The following is an 18,950-nucleotide window of genomic DNA, read 5'->3' on the forward strand; positions in this document are numbered from 1 at the left end:
TCTGGGCGCTGCGCGGCGCGAGCGGCGAAGCCGGCGCGGAGCCGGCGGCGGCACAGCCTGCGGCGCAAGCGGCGACACAGGCGGTGACACAAACGGCAGCACAAGCGGCAGCACAAGCGGCGACACAAGCGTTGTCGCGCGAGGACTGGGAGCGCGCGGCGCAATGGGGCTATCTCGCCGACCACCTGCTGCTCGACTGGCTCGAATGCCGCGAGGATCGCGCGGAAGAAGCGATGGAACTGCTCGCGAACCTCGACGAGGCCGAGCAGTTCTTCGAGCCGCTGTGCGAGGGCGGACGCGGCTTCGTGCTCGCCACGGCCCACGTGGGGCCGCTGTACGGCGGCCTGATGGCGCTCGATCTGCTCGACATTCCGTCGCGCTGGGTCGCATCGACGCCGAGTATCAGCCGCAGCCACTACGCCCGCTCGCTGATCTCGACGAGCGACAGGACCGAAGTGCAGGTCGTGAAGGCCAGCCTCAAGGCGCTGCAGGAAGGACATGCCGTGTGTCTCGCCGTGGATGGCGCGCTCAATCCGGCCGCGGCGCGCGTGCCGTTCGAGAGCCAGGAGATCACGTGGTCGAGCTTCGCCGCGCGCGCGAGCTACCGCCTCGGACTGCCCTCGGTTTTCTATGCGCCCAGATGGGAGCGGGGCCGCATCGTGCATACGCTCGAACGGCTCTCCGAGCCGCATGACGGCGAAACGCTCGAAGACTACGTGGCGCGATGGCAGCACGAATGGCTCGCGCATCTGCGCGGCCATCTCGCCGGGCAGCCGGAAAACCTGCGCCTGAGCGGCGGGCTCTGGCGGCACGTGGTGGCGGCCGACCGCTCGAATGCGGCGACGGACAAGGGTTGATTGGGTTCACTAACGATTACGTAGAAGATTACGCAGAACGTGGAGAAGCAAACATGAAACAGAACGAAACCGCGGCGCAAGCCGGCTTGCCGTCATGGCTACAGGACGGAACGCAGGATGGGCTGCGAACCTTGTTGCAGGAAAAGCGCTATTGCTGGCTCGTCACCGGCGCCGCGGGGTTTATCGGCTCCAATCTCGTCGAGACCTTGCTGCTGCTCGGGCAGGACGTGCGCGGCCTCGATAATTTCGCCACCGGCCACTGGCACAACCTGCACGAAGTGAAGAAGCGGGTCGGCGGGGCGGCCTGGAGCCGGTTCGCGTTCCACGAGGCCGACATTCGCGACGCGGACTCGTGCGCGAAGGCGGTCGCCGGCGTGGACTACGTGCTGCATCAGGCGGCGCTGGGCTCGGTGCCGCGCTCCGTGAAGGACCCCAAAACGACCAACGACGTCAACGTGTCCGGCTTTCTGTCGATGCTCGACGCCGCGCGCCAGGCCGGCGTGCGGCGCTTCGTCTATGCCGCGTCGAGCTCGACCTACGGCGACGAACCCAATCTGCCGAAGCGCGAGGAGCGCATCGGCAATCCGCTCTCGCCGTATGCGGTGACGAAGCTCGTCAACGAACTCTATGCGAGCGTCTATTCGCGCACCTACGGTTTTCATTCGATCGGCCTGCGCTACTTCAACGCGTTCGGCCCGCGTCAGGACCCGGACGGCGCGTATGCCGCGGTGATCCCCAAATGGATCGCGGCGATGCTGGCGGGCGACGACGTGCAGATCAACGGAGACGGCGAAACGAGCCGCGACTTCTGCTACGTGGGCAATGTCGTGCAGGCCAACCTGCGCGCCGCGCTGAAGGAAGACCTCGCCGCGAGCGACGTGTACAACGTCGCGGTGGGCGGCCGCACCACGCTCAACGACCTGTTCTCGATCATCCAGGCCGGGCTCGCCACGCACGGCGTGCACTACGCGAAGCAGCCGGTCTACCAGTCGTTCCGCGCGGGCGACGTGCGCCATTCGCAGGCCGACATCGCGAAGGCGGTACGGGAGCTGGGCTTCTCAGGGCTGTTCGATCTGAGGCGCGGCATGACGGAAGCGCTCTCCTGGTACCTCGCATTCATCGCGGGCGAGCGGTCGCCGGCTTGAGTCGGCCCGATGCGGCAGGTCGCGTCAATCGATAACACACACTCAGGCATGGGCGTGAAAGCACGCCCCAACACGAGAAAAGGAAACAGTCATGTGCGGCATTGTTGGTGCGGTTGCGCGAGAGAATATTGTTCCGGTGCTGGTCGAAGGTCTCCGGCGCCTCGAATATCGCGGCTACGATTCGTGCGGCGTCGCCGTGAATTCGAAGCGGGGTCTTGAACGGATGCGTAGTATCGAGCGCGTATCGCACCTCGATTCGCGGCTGCGCCGCGCGGGGCTCGAAAGCGCGAGCGGCATTGCTCATACGCGTTGGGCGACACACGGGGCACCGGAAATCCGCAATGCGCATCCGATGCTGTCCCGCGATGCGTTGGCGGTGGTCCACAACGGCATCATCGAAAACTACGAATCGCTGCGCGACGAACTCGCCGGCCGCGGCTACGAGTTCGTGTCGCAGACCGATACGGAAGTCATCGCCCATCTGATCCACAGCGTCTATGACGGCGACCTGTTCGCGGCGGTGCGCGAGGCCGTGCAACGGTTGCACGGTGCCTACGCGATCGCGGTGGTGCACGAGGACCGGCCGGACCTTATCGTCGGCGCGCGCGAGGGCTCGCCGCTGCTGATCGGCGCCGGCGAGGCGGGCAATTTTCTCGCCTCCGACGCGCTCGCGCTGACGGGCCAGGCCGAGCGCTTCATGTTTCTCGACGACGGCGACGTCTGCGAACTGACGCGCGAATCGATCCGCATCGTGGCGCGCGACGGCAAGCCGGTCGTGCGCGAGTCCCAGCAGGTGAGCGTCGCGAACGCGGCGGTGGAGCTCGGAAGCTACCGGCACTACATGCAGAAGGAAATCTTCGAGCAGCCCGCCGTGGTGGCCGCGACCACGCGCGGTGTCGAAGCGTTCAAGGCCGAGCTGTTCGGCGAGGCCGCGCCCGCGACGTTCGACGGCATCGACAGCATCCAGATACTCGCCTGCGGCACGAGCTACTACGCGGGTCTCGTCGCGAAGTACTGGCTCGAATCGATCGCCAAGATCAGGACCGATGTCGAGATCGCGAGCGAGTACCGCTATCGCGAACCGGTGGCGAGCCCGCGCGCGCTCGTCGTGACGATCTCGCAGTCGGGCGAGACCGCCGATACGCTGGCCGCGCTCAAGTACGCGCAGTCGCTCGACCAGACCCGCACGCTCACGATCTGCAACGTGCCGTCGAGCGCGATGGTGCAGCTGTGCGGCACGCGCTTTCTGACCCAGGCGGGGCAGGAGGTCGGCGTCGCCTCGACGAAGGCGTTTACCGCGCAACTGGTGGCGCTTTTCATGCTGGCCGTGACGCTCGGACGCCAGCGCGGTCACGTCACGGCGCTGCGCGAGTCGCAGTATCTGCAACAGTTGCATGGGTTGCCGCAGATGCTGACGGCGGCGCTCGCGCTCGAACCGCAGATCGCCGCATGGGCGAAGCAGCTGGCCACCAGCGAGCATGCGCTGTTCCTCGGGCGCGGGCTGCAATATCCGATCGCGCTCGAAGGCGCGCTCAAGCTCAAGGAGATTTCCTATATTCACGCCGAGGCCTATCCGGCCGGCGAACTCAAGCATGGCCCGCTCGCGCTCGTGACGGCGGCCATGCCCGTGATCGCAATCGTGCCGGACGACGAGATGCAGGAGAAGATGAAGTCGAACATTCAGGAGGTGCGGGCGCGCGGCGGCGAGGTCTACGTGCTTGCCGACAAGGACACGCGCATCGCCGATGAAAAGGGGCTTCATGTCGTTCGCCTGCCGGCGCATTACGGGGTGCTGTCGCCGGTTCTGTACACGGTGCCGTTGCAGTTGCTCGCCTATCACACCGCGTGCGCGCGTGGCGCCGATGTCGACAAGCCGCGGAACCTCGCGAAGTCGGTCACGGTCGAGTAAGTTGGACTCCCCATCAAGGCAAGGTTCATGAGGATCGACTCAAGCATCATAAGAAGGTGGCGGCCGTGGCTGCTCGTTTGCCTTGCACTGGTCGCGACGCCGCGTGCGGCGTTCGCGGATTCCGGCGGCAGTTGCGCGAGCGCAAACGCGGCGTGCCCGTTCGTCGCCGATCTGCTCGCGCAGCGCGAGGGTTACGGGCGCGCGGCGACGGGCGGCGAGGGCGGCGAGGGCGGCGAGGTCGTGACCGTAACGTCGGGGGCGGACGCGGGACCGGGCACGCTGCGCGACGCGCTCGCTCACGCCGGCGGGCGGCGCTGGATCCGCTTCGCGTCGGACATGACCATCGCGTTGCGCTCGCAACTGCGCGTGCCGGGCAACGTCACGATCGACGGCCGCGGCCATCGCGTGACGCTGCTCGACTACGGGCTCGGCATTTACGGCAGCAGCAACGTGATCGTCACGCATCTGACCATCGACGGACGGTTGCGGACGTTTTCGCAGGCCATCAACGTAGCCAATTATTCGCACGATGTCTGGATCGACCATCTCGATCTTTCGCGCTTCGCCGATCGCCTGCTCAACGTAAAAAACGGCTCGACGGACGTGACGGTGTCGTGGGTCAAGTTTCATGACGACGACAAGGTCATGCTGCTGAACAACATCACGTCGAAGAACCTGTTCGCCAATTACGGGCGCGACAAGGTGGCGCGCGTGACGGTCCATCACTGCTACTTCCTGAATACCGTGCAGCGCAATCCGCGTGCGCAGTTCGGCACGTTTCATCTCTTCAACAACCTGCTCGAGAACTGGGATTTTTACGGCATGAGCTTTAGCCTGCAGGCACGGGCGCTGGTGGAGGGGAACATCTTCAGCAACACGTCGGATCGCCGTTGCGTGGAGCCGGAGTTCTTCCCGACAGTGGAGGGCGTAAAGGCGCGTTATTGCGACTACATCGCCGGGGCGCCGGCGAGAAGCGCATTGCCGAACGGCGGATCGGACCAGAAGCATTTCGAGCAGACGGCCCAGCTTTACGCGAGCGGGAGCGACTATCGCGCGTCTCTGCTGGTCAGGGACAATCTCTATCTGCGCGATGCCAGGGCGGTTTTGCAGAGCTATCAGCCGGAGAAGGTGCCAGCCGTGCCTTACTGCTACAAGTACGACAAACCGACGCTGGGACTCGCGGACGAAATCCGCCAGTTCGCCGGCAATACCGATGGACAGACGCTGCGCGTGCCTTGTCACTGACGATGCGGCGCTCTCCCCCGTCTCCTTTCACTCACCACACTCGCAAACGGTCATCCTCGTGAATATCGTGATTCTCGCGGCCGGCATGGGCAAACGCATGCACTCCGCGCTGCCGAAAGTGCTTCATCCGCTCGCCGGCAAGCCGCTTCTCTCGCACGTTATCGATACGGCCCGCGCGCTCTCGCCGACCCGCCTCGTCGTCGTGACAGGTCATGGCGGCGAGGCCGTGCGCGAAGCGGTCGGCGCGCCCGACGTGCGGTTCGCGCTGCAGGCCCAGCAACTCGGCACGGGCCACGCGCTCGCACAGGCCCTGCCGCTGCTCGATGCGGACGTGCCCACGCTCGTGCTGTACGGCGATGTGCCGCTGACGCGCGCGTTGACGCTCGAACGCCTCGTCGAGGCTGCGGGCCGAAACCGCTACGGCATCCTGACCGTTACGCTCGACGACCCGAGCGGCTACGGGCGCATCGTGCGCGACGCGGCGGGCAAGGTCGCGCGCATCGTCGAACAGAAGGATGCGAGCGAAGCGGAACGCAAGATCGCCGAGATCAACACGGGCATTATCGTGACGCCGACCGCGCCGCTCGCGGGCTGGCTCGCCACGCTGAAGAACGACAACGCCCAGCGCGAGTATTACCTGACCGACGTCGTGGAAGCGGCGATTGCCGCCGGCTATCCGGCCGTGACCGCGCAGCCCGACCACGCATGGGAAACGCTCGGCGTGAACAGCAAGCAGCAGCTCGCCGAACTGGAGCGCGTGCATCAACGCAACGTGGCGGAGGCACTGCTGGTCGCGGGCGTTACGCTGGCCGATCCGGCGCGGATCGACGTACGCGGTTCGCTGACGTGCGGGCGCGATGTGTTTATCGACGTCAACTGCGTGTTCGAGGGCGAGGTGACGCTGGCGGACAACGTCACCGTGGGGCCGAACTGCGTGATCCGTAGCGCGTCGATTGGCGCGGGAACGCGTATCGACGCTTATACGCACATCGACAATGCAGAGGTCGGCGCGCATGCTGTGCTTGGACCGTATGCGCGTTTGCGCCCCGGCGCGCAGCTTGCCGACGAGGTTCACGTGGGCAATTTCGTCGAGGTGAAGAATGCGCGCGTCGGTGCCGGCTCGAAGGCGAACCACCTGAGCTACCTCGGCGACGCCGACGTGGGCGCGGGCGTGAACATCGGCGCGGGCACCATCACCTGCAACTACGACGGTGTGAACAAGCATCGCACGATTATCGAGGACAACGTGTTCGTGGGTTCGGATACGCAGTTCGTCGCGCCGGTGCGCGTGGGACGAGGCGCGACCATTGCGGCGGGGACGACGGTGCGGAAGGATGTGGCTGAGGGGGTGCTTGTGCTCGACAGGAAGATGCAGGTTGAGAGGGGAGGGTATGTTCGGGCGGTGAGGAGGAAGAGTTGAGGGGGCAGCGCTTGACATGCCGCTATCAGAACATCTTGGCTGCATATCGTTCGTTGACCGTTGATTTCGCCGGTTGCTCGGCATTGCCACCAGGTATATCGGTCTGATAGACAACGCCTGCGTACCGCCGAGCGACGTCGATACCGGTGTGGCCGACGAAAGAGGTTACTCGCTCGAAGGCAAAGGCGGGTTCCAGTCCATGGGCCCGTCCGTCTTAATTTGAAGTCGTTCACGTAGCTTCGGATTGGAAAATCCTTGCATTAACATGAGCATGCCGCCGAGTTTGCGGGCGTCTTATGGGGGCCCTCAAGAAACGGACTTTTCGTACGCTAATACTGACGTATCCCCAAACCTACCGTGTTCCTCAAGCGCAGCACCCAAATAATATCGGAAACCTCTGGCGAAGCTGTTGTTCGATGACATAGAAAACACACTCGCTCAGCGGATCAGTCATGACAAGTCGCTTTCAATTTCCGCTCCCTGTGCGCCACTTATGCCGCATTCGCATTCAACTCGCTGACCAGCCTCTGCGCATCCTGATACTCGTCACCTGTAACGAACACCCTCGGGTGTCCAGGCAAGGCTTCTCTCTGTGCAAGAAGCGGCTCACATGTGCGCAGAAACCCCTCGAATGCCGACCGCACCAGCGCTTGGGTTTGTGGCGACGTCTCACGAGTTGCTGCAATTGTTGCATCGAAACGTGCTTTCCAGTCGCCGTGGTTTAAGACAAAGGTGGGAAACTGAGCGATCAGCGTTTGCAGGATGGGGCCGCGTTGCGTGTCGTCGATTGCTTCGAGATGTGCCAGTACCTTGTTCAGATTGCCAGCGGCGTACTGCAGCGAGTCGGGGCTTGCCGGTTGCGGCAACTTGAAAATATTGGCGCTAAGGCTCATCAGCGTCGGCGACCGGTTCTCCGGCGGATATGTTCCGACTAACTTCTCAAGTTGGTCGAACGCGGTTTGCTGCAATTTGCTCGGCTGCACGCGCGACAGCAAACTTGCAACTGCCCCTGTCGCAACGCCGCGCATCTCTTCCGGCCGCATGTTGCCTACCGTGACGATGCTGTCGTGCAGATCTTGCGCCTGAAGCTTGCCGGGATCCGCATTCAGCAGCTTCAGCAGGGGTGTGGCGGTCCGATTGAAAACTTCTTCGTGGCGTACCGGGGCTAGCTGGGCGATGCTCGTCTGCTGCATGTTCGACTGGCTGAGCCCGCGCGTGCCCATCAGTTGCAGTAGATTGTCCAGATCCAACGAGCCAGCCTTATTGGCCCACAAGTGAGCGTCGTTCAAAGGCTTTAACGCTTTGAATGGGCGGAGGCGGCTTTGCGCTAGCGCGGCGACATCTTGCAGCGGCAGGTGATCGCTTATCTCCCGATATATGTCGTCGGGAAGCGTCGCGAGCGTTGGCCGATTCGCCTGGCTGTCAGTCCTTCGTTGAAAGGAAGGCAGGTCCAGAAAACGAGCGTCGGGCGACGCGCTAGATGTTTTTATTGGCGCCGGTCTGGACGGCGTTGCCTCTGCATTGCTGTCATGACCGACAGCAGATGGGATGCTGGTGAGTGTCCGGGTAATCGATGAGGTCATTGAGGCTGGTCTCAATTAGCGGTTCAAACCGGCGTTACCCTCAAAACAACGAATCAGCCACTTTACCGGCAGTGGGCCATCGATTTTGCGTGTAACGCCGGAGCAGCATTCAAGTTGAGTTATTAACACTAACACGCCGCGTTTTCCCGTTTGTGGCTGAAGGCGAATTCAAGACCGAGGATGCGAAGTTCTGCGGGTGTGGCCACCGTCTCAACTTGATCGAGCCATTGTGACAGGCTGAGGTATACCAACCTGATGTCAGGCAAGCCTGTCAGAATCGTCAAGATAGGGTCATCCTGGCAATGGGTTGACGCGAACGCTCCGAGATCTCGGTCACCGGAACAGAGGGTCCAATGTTCCGCCGTCGGTCTCGTGGACCTCGATCGAGTCACACTCAATCGCGAGTTCGGCGCCCAGAGTGGCGTAGACGAAAGCAAGCAAGGCGGCTTTCCTGTCCGTAAGCTGCTCACCTGCTTCGAGCACTGCACTGGCCCGCGCGTGCTTCTCGTCGTCGGGGGCAACGATGTGAATGCCGTAGACGATATTCAGTAAGCCAAGGTGCTCAACTGAAACACACGTTACGCCATTGAACGTGACCGCCGCGCGCCTGTTGGCGAGGTACAGACCAAGCGTCAGCGTGCGGGGCTCGGTATTCGGGCCAATGACTACGCTGTCCAGATACCAATCGTGAAAATAGTTCCGCGTCTTCAATATTTCATCTGTCATATTGATTTACCAATGGGGCATGGAGATGGGCACGCCTTCGTCGTCATCGTTAAATCCCGCGGCGCTCCGTGCGCGATGACGGGTGAGGCACTCGAAGAAGCTGGATAGACATATCGACAGGTTGCTTAGCGATACTCGTCAATCTCCACCGTGCCTCCCAGCGCTTGCATCGTCGCCCGAATGTCGTCAGGCACATCGGGCACTCGGTTTCCACTCGCATTGTCTCAATAGCAAAAAGCGCATCTGCGCGCTCGTGCGCTTGAGCAACTCAAAGAGGTCAACCCGAGGCAATGCCAGGCGTTCGACCAGATAACGAAGATGAGGTGTCAGCGCGTCACTCTGTACGGTTTTCTTACTGCTGATACTCCAGAGGCCGACGCGCAGCGCACCGGCACTCATGCGCCCTGATGGCGTGATGAAACGTTCGCCCTTTATGCCCGCGGTATTCGGCACGACAGCGAAATAGCTTGTCCAGAATTCACGCGGCTCAACGTCCTGATAGATATTGAACGAAGCGTGGGCGAGTTGGTGCTGTGGTTTCATTTGGTGTCCCGTTCACGGCGTGTAGGTGTGAATGTTGTCCAACCATTTGCCATTGGGAGGCTTCGTCATATTGGTCGTTTTCCGATCATGCAGCCGTAACTGCCATAGGCGAAACCGGCTTGATTTCGAACGAGTCGAATTCAACCAGTAGATCGGCACCCAGTGTGGCCGAAAAAACGGCTATCGGCTTGGGTTGATAGTATGCTTTTCCAAAATAGGATTTCTCTAGCGATTCGAGTGCTTGCTTGTATTCGGTGGAATCATGGTCACGGAGAATCTTCGCATCGTAGACGATGTTCTGAATCAGAAAGTCATTGACGAGGCAACGCGATGCACCTTGAAAGATCACGCGCGCTTGCTGTGCTATGTCGTCGAGCATCAATAGCAGTTCCACGATCCTGGCGTCCATGTCTGCCGAGATACCGATCAAATACCAGTCGTGGAAGAATTCGTATTGCTTGAGTGTGTCCATAGATCAATTAATTCCGATGCGGCACATCTCCAGATCGGTCTGAAGCGAGTACTCGTTCTTTGCTGTCGATCGCATCTTAGGTAAATGATTCTGGCGTAATCCTGCCGCCTTCAATGACAAGGTGCGGCCCGCTCACGCCCGGCGCGAAAAAACGCCAGTCCTCATCGTCTTCGGCACCATCTGGTGTAACGATGAGCCGAAAGTCCCGAGACAGGAAAAGTACGATGCTAGCCGCCTCGTCCACGGACACCGCCTCGACGAGCACCGGGCCGCGATCAACCAGACTTCCTCGAAGGCAATCAGCGCTGGCGTGCGCCTTTTCGTCCGGCCCACGCAGATCATCTTCCGTCGCGACAACCCGGCCACCTTCTTCCAGTCGCCATGAGCATTGGACGTGCAGCGCAAATGCACCACCTTCCAGGACAGTCCCTCTCGACGTTGTGTACTGCCGCTGCGGCCCAAACTGCATCGTCAACATATCCGCAGCGTGGCTGACCCAGCTAACGTTAAGGCCAACCAACGCCGTCAGGCGTCGCGTGATTTCCTCTTTCGTGTCCATAGAACAATTCCGTTGAGGACTCCGATTGTGGGCGTGCGATTTCGGCCGCTATGCACATACGCGAACGCCTGAGCATTGCCGAGCGGCGTCGATACCGACGTGGCCACAATGTCAGGTGTTACTCGCTCGAAGGTAAGGGCGCGTTCCAGTCCATAGGCTCGTCCGTTGTAATTTGAAGTCGTTCACGTAGTTCCGGATTGGAAAATCCTTGCATTAACATGAGCATGCCGCCGAGTTTTCGGGCATCTTCGTCTGTCAATGGCTTTTCCGAGTGCTCCGGTACATCGGGCGGGATGGTAAGCGCCGTCGACCGGTCAATGGCCGCTTGAACGCGTGAGCGCAATACCGTACACATCTTGAGTTGTTGTGTGTCCTCATCATAAAAAACGATGCTTGCTCGTGGAGGTTTCGTCATATCAGTGTCCTCTGCATTGCTGGTATTTTCCGAATGCCCGCTGCGCGCAAAGCGAGTAAGTACGGGGGTCTCTGTACATCGCGATCGCAACCTGACACTGCTCCATATCCAGCTCGTAGTCAGCGTAGCATTCGGCCTCGTCTGCTTCGCTTACGCCACGCGCGGCTAGATCACGCACGTCACCAAGTGGCGCATTCTCTCTGAACTTAAACGCCTGCGCATCACCACGCGGCGTCGATACCGGCATGGCGATCGTTCCATCCGGCAGCACGTCTCCAGGTCGGGAGAACCAGATCGCGAGGTCATCATCGGATGATAGCCGTGGCAATCTGGGGCGCTCAAGCGAGCGAGCAGTGCGCGCCACGCGTTGCTTGGGCCGGAATAGTTGCGACGGCGAGAAGGTCTCATGGTACGGCCGGGGCGGCTGTTCGATACGCACACTACGTCCACTTGCAATCCGCAGTTCCATTGCAACCGCAATCACATCGCCGCCCTCGACGGCGGTTCGTAGTTTCCGGGCGAGTTGATTCGGCGCGGCGCTGCTCACGTATGCACAGCCCGGCGCATGGCGCATGAACTCGACAAGTCGCGCCAGTTGGCGCGTGTCATGGGTGAGATCCCGTGCGCTTGCCGAAGTAATGAGCTGGCGGCCGGCGCGTGATTTATCGCTAAAGGTATCGCCGTGGTATTCCCGCCGCGTGAAGAGCGTGCAATTCCGATGCCCCCCGACCTTGAAGTCAATCGCCATCTGTCTGCAATCCAAACAACATGTGTCTCCCGATTGATCTGAAATCCGAAGCCCGTATACGTAACACGCGGCAAAGAATGGCGCTATAGAACAGACACAGTCGATAACATTGATTCGCGAATCGACCCGCCACGCGGCACCGCGCACGCACCCGCACCACGCCTCGGCCAGAACGCACCGGCACCAGAGCACCTATCCTTTCGCCCGGCACAACAACGTGCCCGTCACTCTTCGCAACGTTTCATGCGATTGCCTTCGTTAAAGCGTCTCTATCTCGAATTGATTGCGTTGACCTGAGGGTTCCTGAATGGTTTGCTAGTGAGCTTTGCAAACCGTTCGGGCGTTTGGGGAACAGATTCACGCGGCCGGCCCCGCGCAGGGATCGCTCGATTTCCCTACCCGTGTGGTTGCGTGTTTCCTCATCACTCTCAGGAGCGCAATGGTGAAAGACACAAGCGGAAAGGACATGATCCGCTCCGGCGAGATAGCCAAACACGGAGCCAAACACGGTGGCTATATCGCCGGAGCGGCAACCGCTCTTGCACGCACGCGGCATTGGATCGCTCATTGCGAAGAGCCTATCTATCCACCGCGACGTGGCCGTTGCGCACGTGGGCGACGCGAGCACGCACGCCGCCATGCATATCGATGCCTGAGGCGCGCATGAAATGGGATGTCCAGACGCGCGACATCGAGTTCACCTGTCCCGCGCTTCCCGAAATGGTCGGACGCGGGCCAGGCGGCAAGGCGTTCAGCGAGCCGATGCTGATCGCGCGCAGTATCAGGGGACGCGAGGCGGTGGGCGAACTGTTCGAATACGTCGTCGTCGCCGAGAGCCAGCCTGGCTTTCTGCAAAATCCGGCCGACGCCGCGCAGATCGATCTGGAGCCGATCATCGGACTCCACGGCACCGTCGCGATTCAGCTTGCCGGCATCGGTACGTCTTTCATGGGCGAGCAAGGCGAGATCGGGCGCGCCAATGTCGGCGCCGATACGCGTTACATCAGCGGCGAGATTGTCTCGGCGCGCATCCGGTGTGTGGAAGATCGCGCGGCCGTCTATGAATTCGTGTTGCGCCCCTTCGTATGGCAAGCGACGCAGAACTGCGATTCGCGCATTTTCAGCGGTTCGGTGACGGACGTGCTGCGGGACGTTCTCGCGAAGTACGTGGGCACGATCGAATGGCGTATCGGCGGTCCGTGGGGCGGCAAGGCTTACTATCCGCCGCGCGACATGGTCCGGCAGGCATGGGAGTCGGACTGGACGTTCGCACTTCGTCTGATGGAGGAGTGGGGTCTGGTGTTCTGGTTCGAGCACCGGAAGGATTTTCACAGCCTCGTAATCTCCGACACGTCGGGCGGATTCGAGCGGCATGGCGTCGCCTATGAAACGTTGCGCTATCACACGGGCAGCCGGATCGACGAGGAGCACATCGGCGAACTGGCCGTGACGTACACCGCGACGGCGGGCAGGGCGACCGTCAACGATCACAACTACATGCGGCCTCGCCTCGGGAAGGGGCGGGTGGCGAGCCGCGAGGCGCACGAGGACACGAGCGGCACGGCTAATGGCGAGATCGAAATCTATGCGCCCGCCGAATTCGCGCAGCCCGAAACGCGTTCCACGACTGAGCAGCACGACATGCACGAGGAGGGCCGGCATCTGGCGCGCGTGAAGTTGCAGGCGGCGCGTTGCAAGGGGCTGCGCGCGAAGGGCAAGGGGCATCTGCGCGGGCTCGAGCCGGGCCGCACCTTCACGCTGGCGAACTATCCGCAGGCAGCCGCGAATCGCGAATATGTCGTGCTGGCCTGCGAACTGGATATGACCGAAGTCGGCACGTCGACTGTCGGTACGTCAGCGGATGCACGACGCACCTATGCGGTCAATGCGGAATTCGAACTGCATCCCGTCGGCGAGCCATATCGATTGCCGCAGATAACGCCGAAACCGCGCGTCGAGGGTTATGAATATGCAGTTATCGTGGCTCCGCAGGACCACGAAATGTGGACCGACTATCGCAACCGTCTGTTGATCCAGTTCGACTGGGACCGCGAGGCCAGGTTCGATGGCGCCCGGTCGATCTGGGTACGTGTCGTGACGCAAGCGCAGGGGCGCGAGATGGGCGTGGTCACGCCGGGGCGTGCCGGCCAGATGGTGGTCGTCTCGCATGTTCACGGCGATCCCGACCGGCCTGTCGTCGCGGGATTCGTAGTGGACAGCGACAATCTTCCGCCTTGGCAACTGCCCGCGAACGCGGCCTTGAGTGGCATGCGCAGCAGGCGTCTCGAACACGGTGCGGAGTCGAATCATCTGGCGCTGGACGATACACCCGGCAAACAGCAGGCGCAGCTTGCGAGCGATCATGCGAAGTCGAGCCTGAGTCTGGGCTTCATCACGCGGATCGACGGCAACAAGGGGCGGCAGGATGCGCGTGGCGAAGGCTTCGAATTGCGTACTGATCGTTGGGGCGTGCTGCGAGCAGCACGAGGACTTCTCGCGACGACGTTCTCGCGGCCCAACGCGGCTGGCCAGGCAAAGGACGTGTCGGAGACGCATGCGCGCCTGACCGAGGCGCGCGGCATTCACGAGGACATGGCGCAACTCGCCCAGCGCCACGGCGCGCAGAGCGCGGCGGATAACCAGGGCGACGTATCGAAGGCGCTCAAGGATGCCAACGCGGCGCTACGAGGCCAAGCCGCAGCGAATTCCGACGACTTCCCCGAACTTGCAAATCCCGATATCGCGATTTCGAGCGCGGCCAACGTTCACTTGAGCGCAACGGCCAGCATGCACATTGCGAGCCGCGAACACACGGCGTTGACCTCCGGCGGGAGTGTCGCGATTGCGGCGCTGAAGTCGCTTTACGCGTCGATCGGTGGGCGGATAGCGCTGTTTGCGTCGAAGGCGATCACGATCCTGACGCCGGGGCGCGTGCGTGTCGAATCGCAGACCGATGAGATCGAGCTGATTGCGCGGAAGGTCATCAATATCCTGAGTCAGGAGAAGGAAATCCGGCTGACGGCGCAGCGTATCTTGATGAGGGCCGGCGACACGCTATTCGAGCTTGGACCCAACGGAATTTTTGGGCACACCAAGGGCGCGTTGCTCTTTCGTGCCGCATCTCGCGCAATGCACGGCCCGCTGAATGTGCCGGTAAGGGCTCCCATGACGGATCTCGCCCTCGCGAAGGTCGCCGAACATTTCGTGCTGGTCGACAACCGCTCGGGGTTGCGGATAGCGGAGCAGCCTTACAGGGTGACGCTGACCGATGGCCAGGTCATCACGGGAACCACGAGCGCGATTGGCGAGACTGCGCTGGTACTCGCCCAAACCATGCAGATGGCAACCGTCGAGATTTTGCATAACGACGGTAGCGGCAATGCCGCGGCGATCTTGCAGCCGATGATGACGCAGTCGGCGGAGCGTGTTGGTCACTCAGAGGGCAGTCCCGAGATGGCTTTTGAAAAGCGTGCGGTTCAGAGCCATCGAATCGGTTCGAGTACTTTGCAAGCCAATGGCGATCAGCCGTCGACCTCGGGATTCGATATTCACTATGCGCTGTGCAGTCCGTATAACTGGGGGATGCGTTATTCGAAGGCGAATGAGAATCGGCCAGGGCAGCTGGAATTTCCGGAGGCGAGGAAATTCGCGGTGGCTATTCGGGAGGTGTTGCTCGATGAGGTGTTGTGGGGGGATAACTATTATGGAGGGCAGGGGAAGAGGCCGTCGCTTCAATTGACGTTGCCGCTAGAGACCGATTCATGCAAAAAACTCGCCGGGCTCCTGCTCTCCGTTATCAAATCGGCGCTTACCGATCCTTCATCGGGTTCTTTCGCCATTCCGGAGACGTGCGCACCTAATGTGATAGTAAGTGCTAAACCATTGCCGAACAATGACGCAGGCACATTTGATCCTGCGTCATGGACATTGAGCGTGAGTGGTCCCGCGATGCTACTGCTCTTTGAAACTCGGTCAAAAGAAACTCTCGAAGCCGGGGTGACGGATGCTGTAGCGAAGCTCACAGATTTCGTTAACACAATCTATCACGAGACACGTCATTGCCAGCAATGGTTCTGGATGTTCGCAATGATGCAGCAACAAGCGGCAAACTTCAGTGGTACGCCTGATATAGCTCGGTTGCCTGCGGAAGTAGCAAAAAATGGAACAGCGCCGGATGTTGTCAACATAGCCTCAAGCCAGAAAATTCCAGACGACAACTTGGCGTTGACCGGTATCAAGCGCATGACTGCAGGAGCTTATCTATTCGTGCTTTACAAGTATTACCGCGAGAATATCCGTCCGAGCTACATATCAGACAGCATTTCTTTTAGCAGTGAATATACGAGTGCGCGCCAGCAAGCAAAGGAGCTATTGAGCGATGCAGGAGCCGGAGGGACGCCAATCGACGTGGACAGGATGCTTGCAGATGGCATTGGACAAGGCTATCTGAGTAGGCCGTGGGAGGACGATGCCTTTTTCTGTGGAGAACTAGCTGGAATTTATTGGACGGGAAATGAACCTCAAAACATTGCTGATAATCAGTGCAGCCGCAAGTATGCACTCGCCTATAACGCAAGCCGCCTCGCCTCAATTGCTGGGCAGCAGTCAACCCCTCACGATGAGAAAAAGTGAGATGCCAATGATGCCACCCGAACAAGACATGACGAGTGAACAACAGGCACAAATGCTTCAGGCTATGAAAACAGGTCTGCGGTGGGTTGCTGGAGAAATTACTTTCGAAGACGTGCAGTGGATTCTCGGGAAATATCAGGACGGTCCCTACGATACCGGTTCCGGTCTTTCCTATGTCTACTACCCAGGAAACAGGATGTCGATTGAATTTGTATTCGATAAAATAAGGCTGAATGACCGCAATCCCACGGTTAGATATTTCCAGTTGCGGGTAAGCGATTATCTAAAGACCCACCTCGAAAAAGAAAACTACGAAGCCTACCTTGGACTCCATCGCCTTGTACGTGGGGAACTGATTGACGGAGTACGAAAAGAACAGCGCACTTTCTTCAATCCCGGAATGGGTGACTTTCTTGGCGATCGCAATCATGTGTGGCTTTCATATCGTTTTCCGCTGTCGGCGGACTCACCGTTCGACGTCTACGCGGACTTCTATTTTGAAGGCGAGAATGACGAGCCCGATTACGCCAGCCTGAAAACGACGGATAACCTGCGCTCCGTGATGTTCATCCGCAGATATCTGACCCAGGAAGAGTTGGAGCAGCGCCGCATGGCGAAGAGTCAGAAGTCGGAGTAATGACCTATGTAAAGGATATGTCGTGTCACGAGGCAAGCGAAGGAAAGGCGTATCGCTTGCTTCCGGCAATTGGTGTCTGAAAGCAATTACCCGCGATGCCCCTTATTTCGTCAAGACGATACTTCTTTATGCGAGGAACTGGCTGGAATTTATTGGACGGGAAATGAACCTCAAAACATTGCTGATAATCAGTGCAGCCGCAAGTATGCACTCGCCTATAACGCAAGCCGCCTCGCCTCAATCGCTGAGCAGCAGTCAACCCCTCACGATGAGAAAAAGTGAGATGCCAATGATGCCGCCCGAACAAGACATGACGAATGAACAGCAGGCACAAATGCTTCAGGCCATGAAAACAGGTCTGCGATGGGTTGCCGGAGAAATTACTTTTGACGATGTGCAATGGATTCTTGGAAAGTATCAGGACGGTCCCTACGATACCGGCTCTGCCCTTGCCTATATGTACTATCCTGACAGTAGGGTATCGATCAAATTCTCGTTCGATAAGACCAGACTAACTGATCGTAAACCTACCGTCAGGTATTTTCAGATTCGGGTAAATGGTAATCTCAAGACCCATATTGCAAAGGAAAATTACGAAACCTACCTTGGACTTCACCGGCTTGTATACGGTGAGCTGATTGACGGGGTACGAAAAGAACAGGGGCACTTCTTTAGTCCCGGAATGGGTGATTTTCTCGGTGACCGCAATCATGTCGGACTTTCATATCGTTTGCCGCTGTCTGCGGACTCACCGTTCGACGTCTACGCGGACTTTTATTTTGAAGGCCGGGATGACCCACCCGATTACGTTAGCCTGAAAACAGCCGATAACCTGCGCTCGGTGACGATCACCCGAATTTATCTGACGCCAGAGGAACTTGACCAACGCCGCATGGCGAAGACTCAGAAGCCGGAGTGATGATCTACGTAAAGGATATTTCGTGCCACGAGGCACGCGAAGGAAAAGCGTATCGCTTGCTTCCGGCAATGGACGTCTGGAAGCCATGCTTCCCGATGCCCCTTGTTTCGTCAAAACGATACTTCTTTATGTAGAGAGCTGGCTGGAATTTATTGGACGAGAAATGAACCTCAAAACATTGCTGATAATCAGTGCAGCCGCAAATATGCACTCGCCTACAACGCAAGTCGCCTCGCTTCAATTGCTGGATCGCAGTCAACTCTCAACAATGGGGCAAAGTGAAATACCAGTGATGCTGCCAAAACATGACATGACAAATGAGCAGCAGGCACAAATGCTTCAGGCGATGAAAACAGGACTGCGGTGGGTTGCCGGAGAAATCACTTTCGACGATGTACAGTGGATTCTTGGAAAATATCAGGACGGTCCCTATGAAAGCGCCTCAGAACTCTCCTACATTTACTACCCAGGAAATAGGATGTCGATTGAATTTGCATTCGATAAGACGAGGCAGACTGACCGCAAGCCCACTGTCAAATATTTTCAGCTGCAGGTGAGCGATCATCTCAGACCCCACCTCGCAAAGGAAAATTACGAAACCTACCTCGGACTCCATCGGCTTGTATACGGCGAGCTGATTGACGGCGTACGAAAAGAACAGGGCCGTTTCTTTAATCCCGGAATGGGCGACTTTCTCGGCGACCGCAACCATGTCGGACTTTCATATCGTTTGCCTTTGCCAGCCGACTCACCATTCGACGTCTACGCGGACTTCTATTTTGAAGGCCGGAACGACCCGTCTGACTACGCCAGCCTGAAAACAGCCGACAATCTGCGTTCGGTGACGATCACCCGCATCTACCTGACACCGGAAGAACTGGACCAGCACCACACCGCAAAGAGTCAAAACCCGAAATAACCGACCTTACAAATACAAAAACACCCCACAGAAAACCGAACACACATTTCGCAATATTTCACGCGACGGCCACCCACAAATCAGCAAGCACTCTCTTAACTGCGCCCAATTCTAATTAAAAAACGTTTGCGCGCCCTTAAATCCGCGGCAACCTTCCACCCACGCCGCACCCCCGCAAAACACCCAATCACCTTACATCCACCTTCCTGACAATTTAGCCA

The 18,950-nt window shown here is 59.4% G+C and carries 15 protein-coding genes and 1 pseudogene; 9 read left to right on the top strand and 7 right to left on the bottom strand.

The features are described 5' to 3' along the window. From F3J20_RS24795 to glmU, 5 genes and pseudogenes are all read left to right on the top strand, one after another. Positions 1 to 857 (top strand): annotated as a pseudogene (locus F3J20_RS24795) (Vi polysaccharide transport protein VexE); the annotation flags it as partial. 53 nt (positions 858 to 910) lie between these two features. Further along, complete coding sequence (locus F3J20_RS24800) at positions 911 to 2,002, top strand: SDR family oxidoreductase (RefSeq protein ID WP_167284816.1); 1,092 nt, start codon at positions 911 to 913, stop codon at positions 2,000 to 2,002. A gap of 91 nt (positions 2,003 to 2,093) precedes the next feature. Continuing rightward, positions 2,094 to 3,911 carry a glutamine--fructose-6-phosphate transaminase (isomerizing) gene (glmS, locus tag F3J20_RS24805; protein WP_167284817.1) on the top strand — a complete coding sequence of 606 codons (1,818 nt, stop codon included), beginning with the start codon at positions 2,094 to 2,096 and terminating at the stop codon, positions 3,909 to 3,911. A 27-nt stretch (positions 3,912 to 3,938) separates the two neighbouring features. Further along, positions 3,939 to 5,156 carry a polysaccharide lyase family 1 protein gene (locus F3J20_RS24810; RefSeq protein WP_167284818.1) on the top strand — a complete coding sequence of 406 codons (1,218 nt, stop codon included), beginning with the start codon at positions 3,939 to 3,941 and terminating at the stop codon, positions 5,154 to 5,156. 58 nt (positions 5,157 to 5,214) lie between these two features. Further along, the gene (gene glmU / locus F3J20_RS24815; protein WP_167043851.1) at positions 5,215 to 6,576 is read left to right on the top strand and encodes a bifunctional UDP-N-acetylglucosamine diphosphorylase/glucosamine-1-phosphate N-acetyltransferase GlmU; all 1,362 of its coding nucleotides are present in this window, start codon (positions 5,215 to 5,217) and stop codon (positions 6,574 to 6,576) included. Positions 6,577 to 7,067: 491 nt separating this feature from the next. Here glmU and F3J20_RS24820 read toward each other — a convergent pair whose 3' ends face one another. The 7 genes from F3J20_RS24820 to F3J20_RS24850 all read right to left on the bottom strand — a co-directional run bounded on the left by F3J20_RS24820 (position 7,068) and on the right by F3J20_RS24850 (position 11,622). Continuing rightward, on the bottom strand, positions 7,068 to 8,159 hold the full coding sequence (locus F3J20_RS24820) for a hypothetical protein (RefSeq protein WP_167284819.1): 1,092 nt from the start codon (positions 8,157 to 8,159) through the stop codon (positions 7,068 to 7,070). A gap of 333 nt (positions 8,160 to 8,492) precedes the next feature. Beyond that, positions 8,493 to 8,885: a hypothetical protein gene (locus F3J20_RS24825; RefSeq protein ID WP_167284820.1), complete on the bottom strand. Its 393-nt coding sequence runs from the start codon at positions 8,883 to 8,885 to the stop codon at positions 8,493 to 8,495. 186 nt (positions 8,886 to 9,071) lie between these two features. Then, positions 9,072 to 9,428 carry a DUF4279 domain-containing protein gene (locus F3J20_RS24830; RefSeq protein ID WP_345889920.1) on the bottom strand — a complete coding sequence of 119 codons (357 nt, stop codon included), beginning with the start codon at positions 9,426 to 9,428 and terminating at the stop codon, positions 9,072 to 9,074. A gap of 85 nt (positions 9,429 to 9,513) precedes the next feature. Next, positions 9,514 to 9,900, bottom strand: coding sequence for a hypothetical protein (locus tag F3J20_RS24835; protein ID WP_167284821.1), 387 nt, complete (start codon positions 9,898 to 9,900; stop codon positions 9,514 to 9,516). Between the two features lie 76 nt (positions 9,901 to 9,976). Next, positions 9,977 to 10,459 carry a hypothetical protein gene (locus F3J20_RS24840; RefSeq protein WP_167043860.1) on the bottom strand — a complete coding sequence of 161 codons (483 nt, stop codon included), beginning with the start codon at positions 10,457 to 10,459 and terminating at the stop codon, positions 9,977 to 9,979. A gap of 118 nt (positions 10,460 to 10,577) precedes the next feature. After that, positions 10,578 to 10,874 carry a hypothetical protein gene (locus F3J20_RS24845; RefSeq protein WP_167043863.1) on the bottom strand — a complete coding sequence of 99 codons (297 nt, stop codon included), beginning with the start codon at positions 10,872 to 10,874 and terminating at the stop codon, positions 10,578 to 10,580. A gap of 1 nt (position 10,875) precedes the next feature. Further along, positions 10,876 to 11,622, bottom strand: coding sequence for a hypothetical protein (locus F3J20_RS24850; protein ID WP_167284822.1), 747 nt, complete (start codon positions 11,620 to 11,622; stop codon positions 10,876 to 10,878). Between the two features lie 663 nt (positions 11,623 to 12,285). On the opposite strand from F3J20_RS24850, the gene tssI reads away from it, so the two are divergent. The 4 genes from tssI to F3J20_RS24870 are packed head-to-tail and all read left to right on the top strand — an operon-like array spanning position 12,286 to position 18,729. Further along, positions 12,286 to 16,254, top strand: a complete 3,969-nt coding sequence (tssI, locus tag F3J20_RS24855) for a type VI secretion system Vgr family protein (protein ID WP_167284823.1) — start codon at positions 12,286 to 12,288, stop codon at positions 16,252 to 16,254. 7 nt (positions 16,255 to 16,261) lie between these two features. Further along, a complete protein-coding gene (locus tag F3J20_RS24860) occupies positions 16,262 to 16,891 on the top strand; it encodes a hypothetical protein (RefSeq protein WP_167284824.1) in 630 nt (209 codons plus the stop codon). Positions 16,892 to 16,913: 22 nt separating this feature from the next. Beyond that, positions 16,914 to 17,810 (top strand): hypothetical protein, encoded by an 897-nt coding sequence (locus F3J20_RS24865; protein ID WP_167284825.1) that lies wholly within the window; start codon positions 16,914 to 16,916, stop codon positions 17,808 to 17,810. Positions 17,811 to 17,832: 22 nt separating this feature from the next. Continuing rightward, positions 17,833 to 18,729: a hypothetical protein gene (locus F3J20_RS24870; RefSeq protein ID WP_167284826.1), complete on the top strand. Its 897-nt coding sequence runs from the start codon at positions 17,833 to 17,835 to the stop codon at positions 18,727 to 18,729. Positions 18,730 to 18,950 lie beyond the last annotated feature (221 nt).

The organism is Paraburkholderia sp. Cy-641 (assembly GCF_011752945.1).
Taxonomy (GTDB): Bacteria; Pseudomonadota; Gammaproteobacteria; order Burkholderiales; family Burkholderiaceae; genus Paraburkholderia.

Bases quoted from the DNA above. Each gene is read 5' to 3' on its own strand.
- F3J20_RS24840 (WP_167043860.1), bottom strand. From the start codon at position 10,459: ATGGACACGAAAGAGGAAATCACGCGACGCCTGACGGCGTTGGTTGGC.
- F3J20_RS24860 (WP_167284824.1), top strand. From the start codon at position 16,262: ATGATGCCACCCGAACAAGACATGACGAGTGAACAACAGGCACAAATG.
- F3J20_RS24835 (WP_167284821.1), bottom strand. From the start codon at position 9,900: ATGGACACACTCAAGCAATACGAATTCTTCCACGACTGGTATTTGATC.
- F3J20_RS24850 (WP_167284822.1), bottom strand. From the start codon at position 11,622: ATGGCGATTGACTTCAAGGTCGGGGGGCATCGGAATTGCACGCTCTTC.
- F3J20_RS24810 (WP_167284818.1), top strand. From the start codon at position 3,939: ATGAGGATCGACTCAAGCATCATAAGAAGGTGGCGGCCGTGGCTGCTC.
- F3J20_RS24825 (WP_167284820.1), bottom strand. From the start codon at position 8,885: ATGACAGATGAAATATTGAAGACGCGGAACTATTTTCACGATTGGTAT.
- F3J20_RS24820 (WP_167284819.1), bottom strand. From the start codon at position 8,159: ATGACCTCATCGATTACCCGGACACTCACCAGCATCCCATCTGCTGTC.
- F3J20_RS24800 (WP_167284816.1), top strand. From the start codon at position 911: ATGAAACAGAACGAAACCGCGGCGCAAGCCGGCTTGCCGTCATGGCTA.
- F3J20_RS24845 (WP_167043863.1), bottom strand. From the start codon at position 10,874: ATGACGAAACCTCCACGAGCAAGCATCGTTTTTTATGATGAGGACACA.
- glmS (WP_167284817.1), top strand. From the start codon at position 2,094: ATGTGCGGCATTGTTGGTGCGGTTGCGCGAGAGAATATTGTTCCGGTG.
- F3J20_RS24830 (WP_345889920.1), bottom strand. From the start codon at position 9,428: ATGAAACCACAGCACCAACTCGCCCACGCTTCGTTCAATATCTATCAG.
- tssI (WP_167284823.1), top strand. From the start codon at position 12,286: ATGAAATGGGATGTCCAGACGCGCGACATCGAGTTCACCTGTCCCGCG.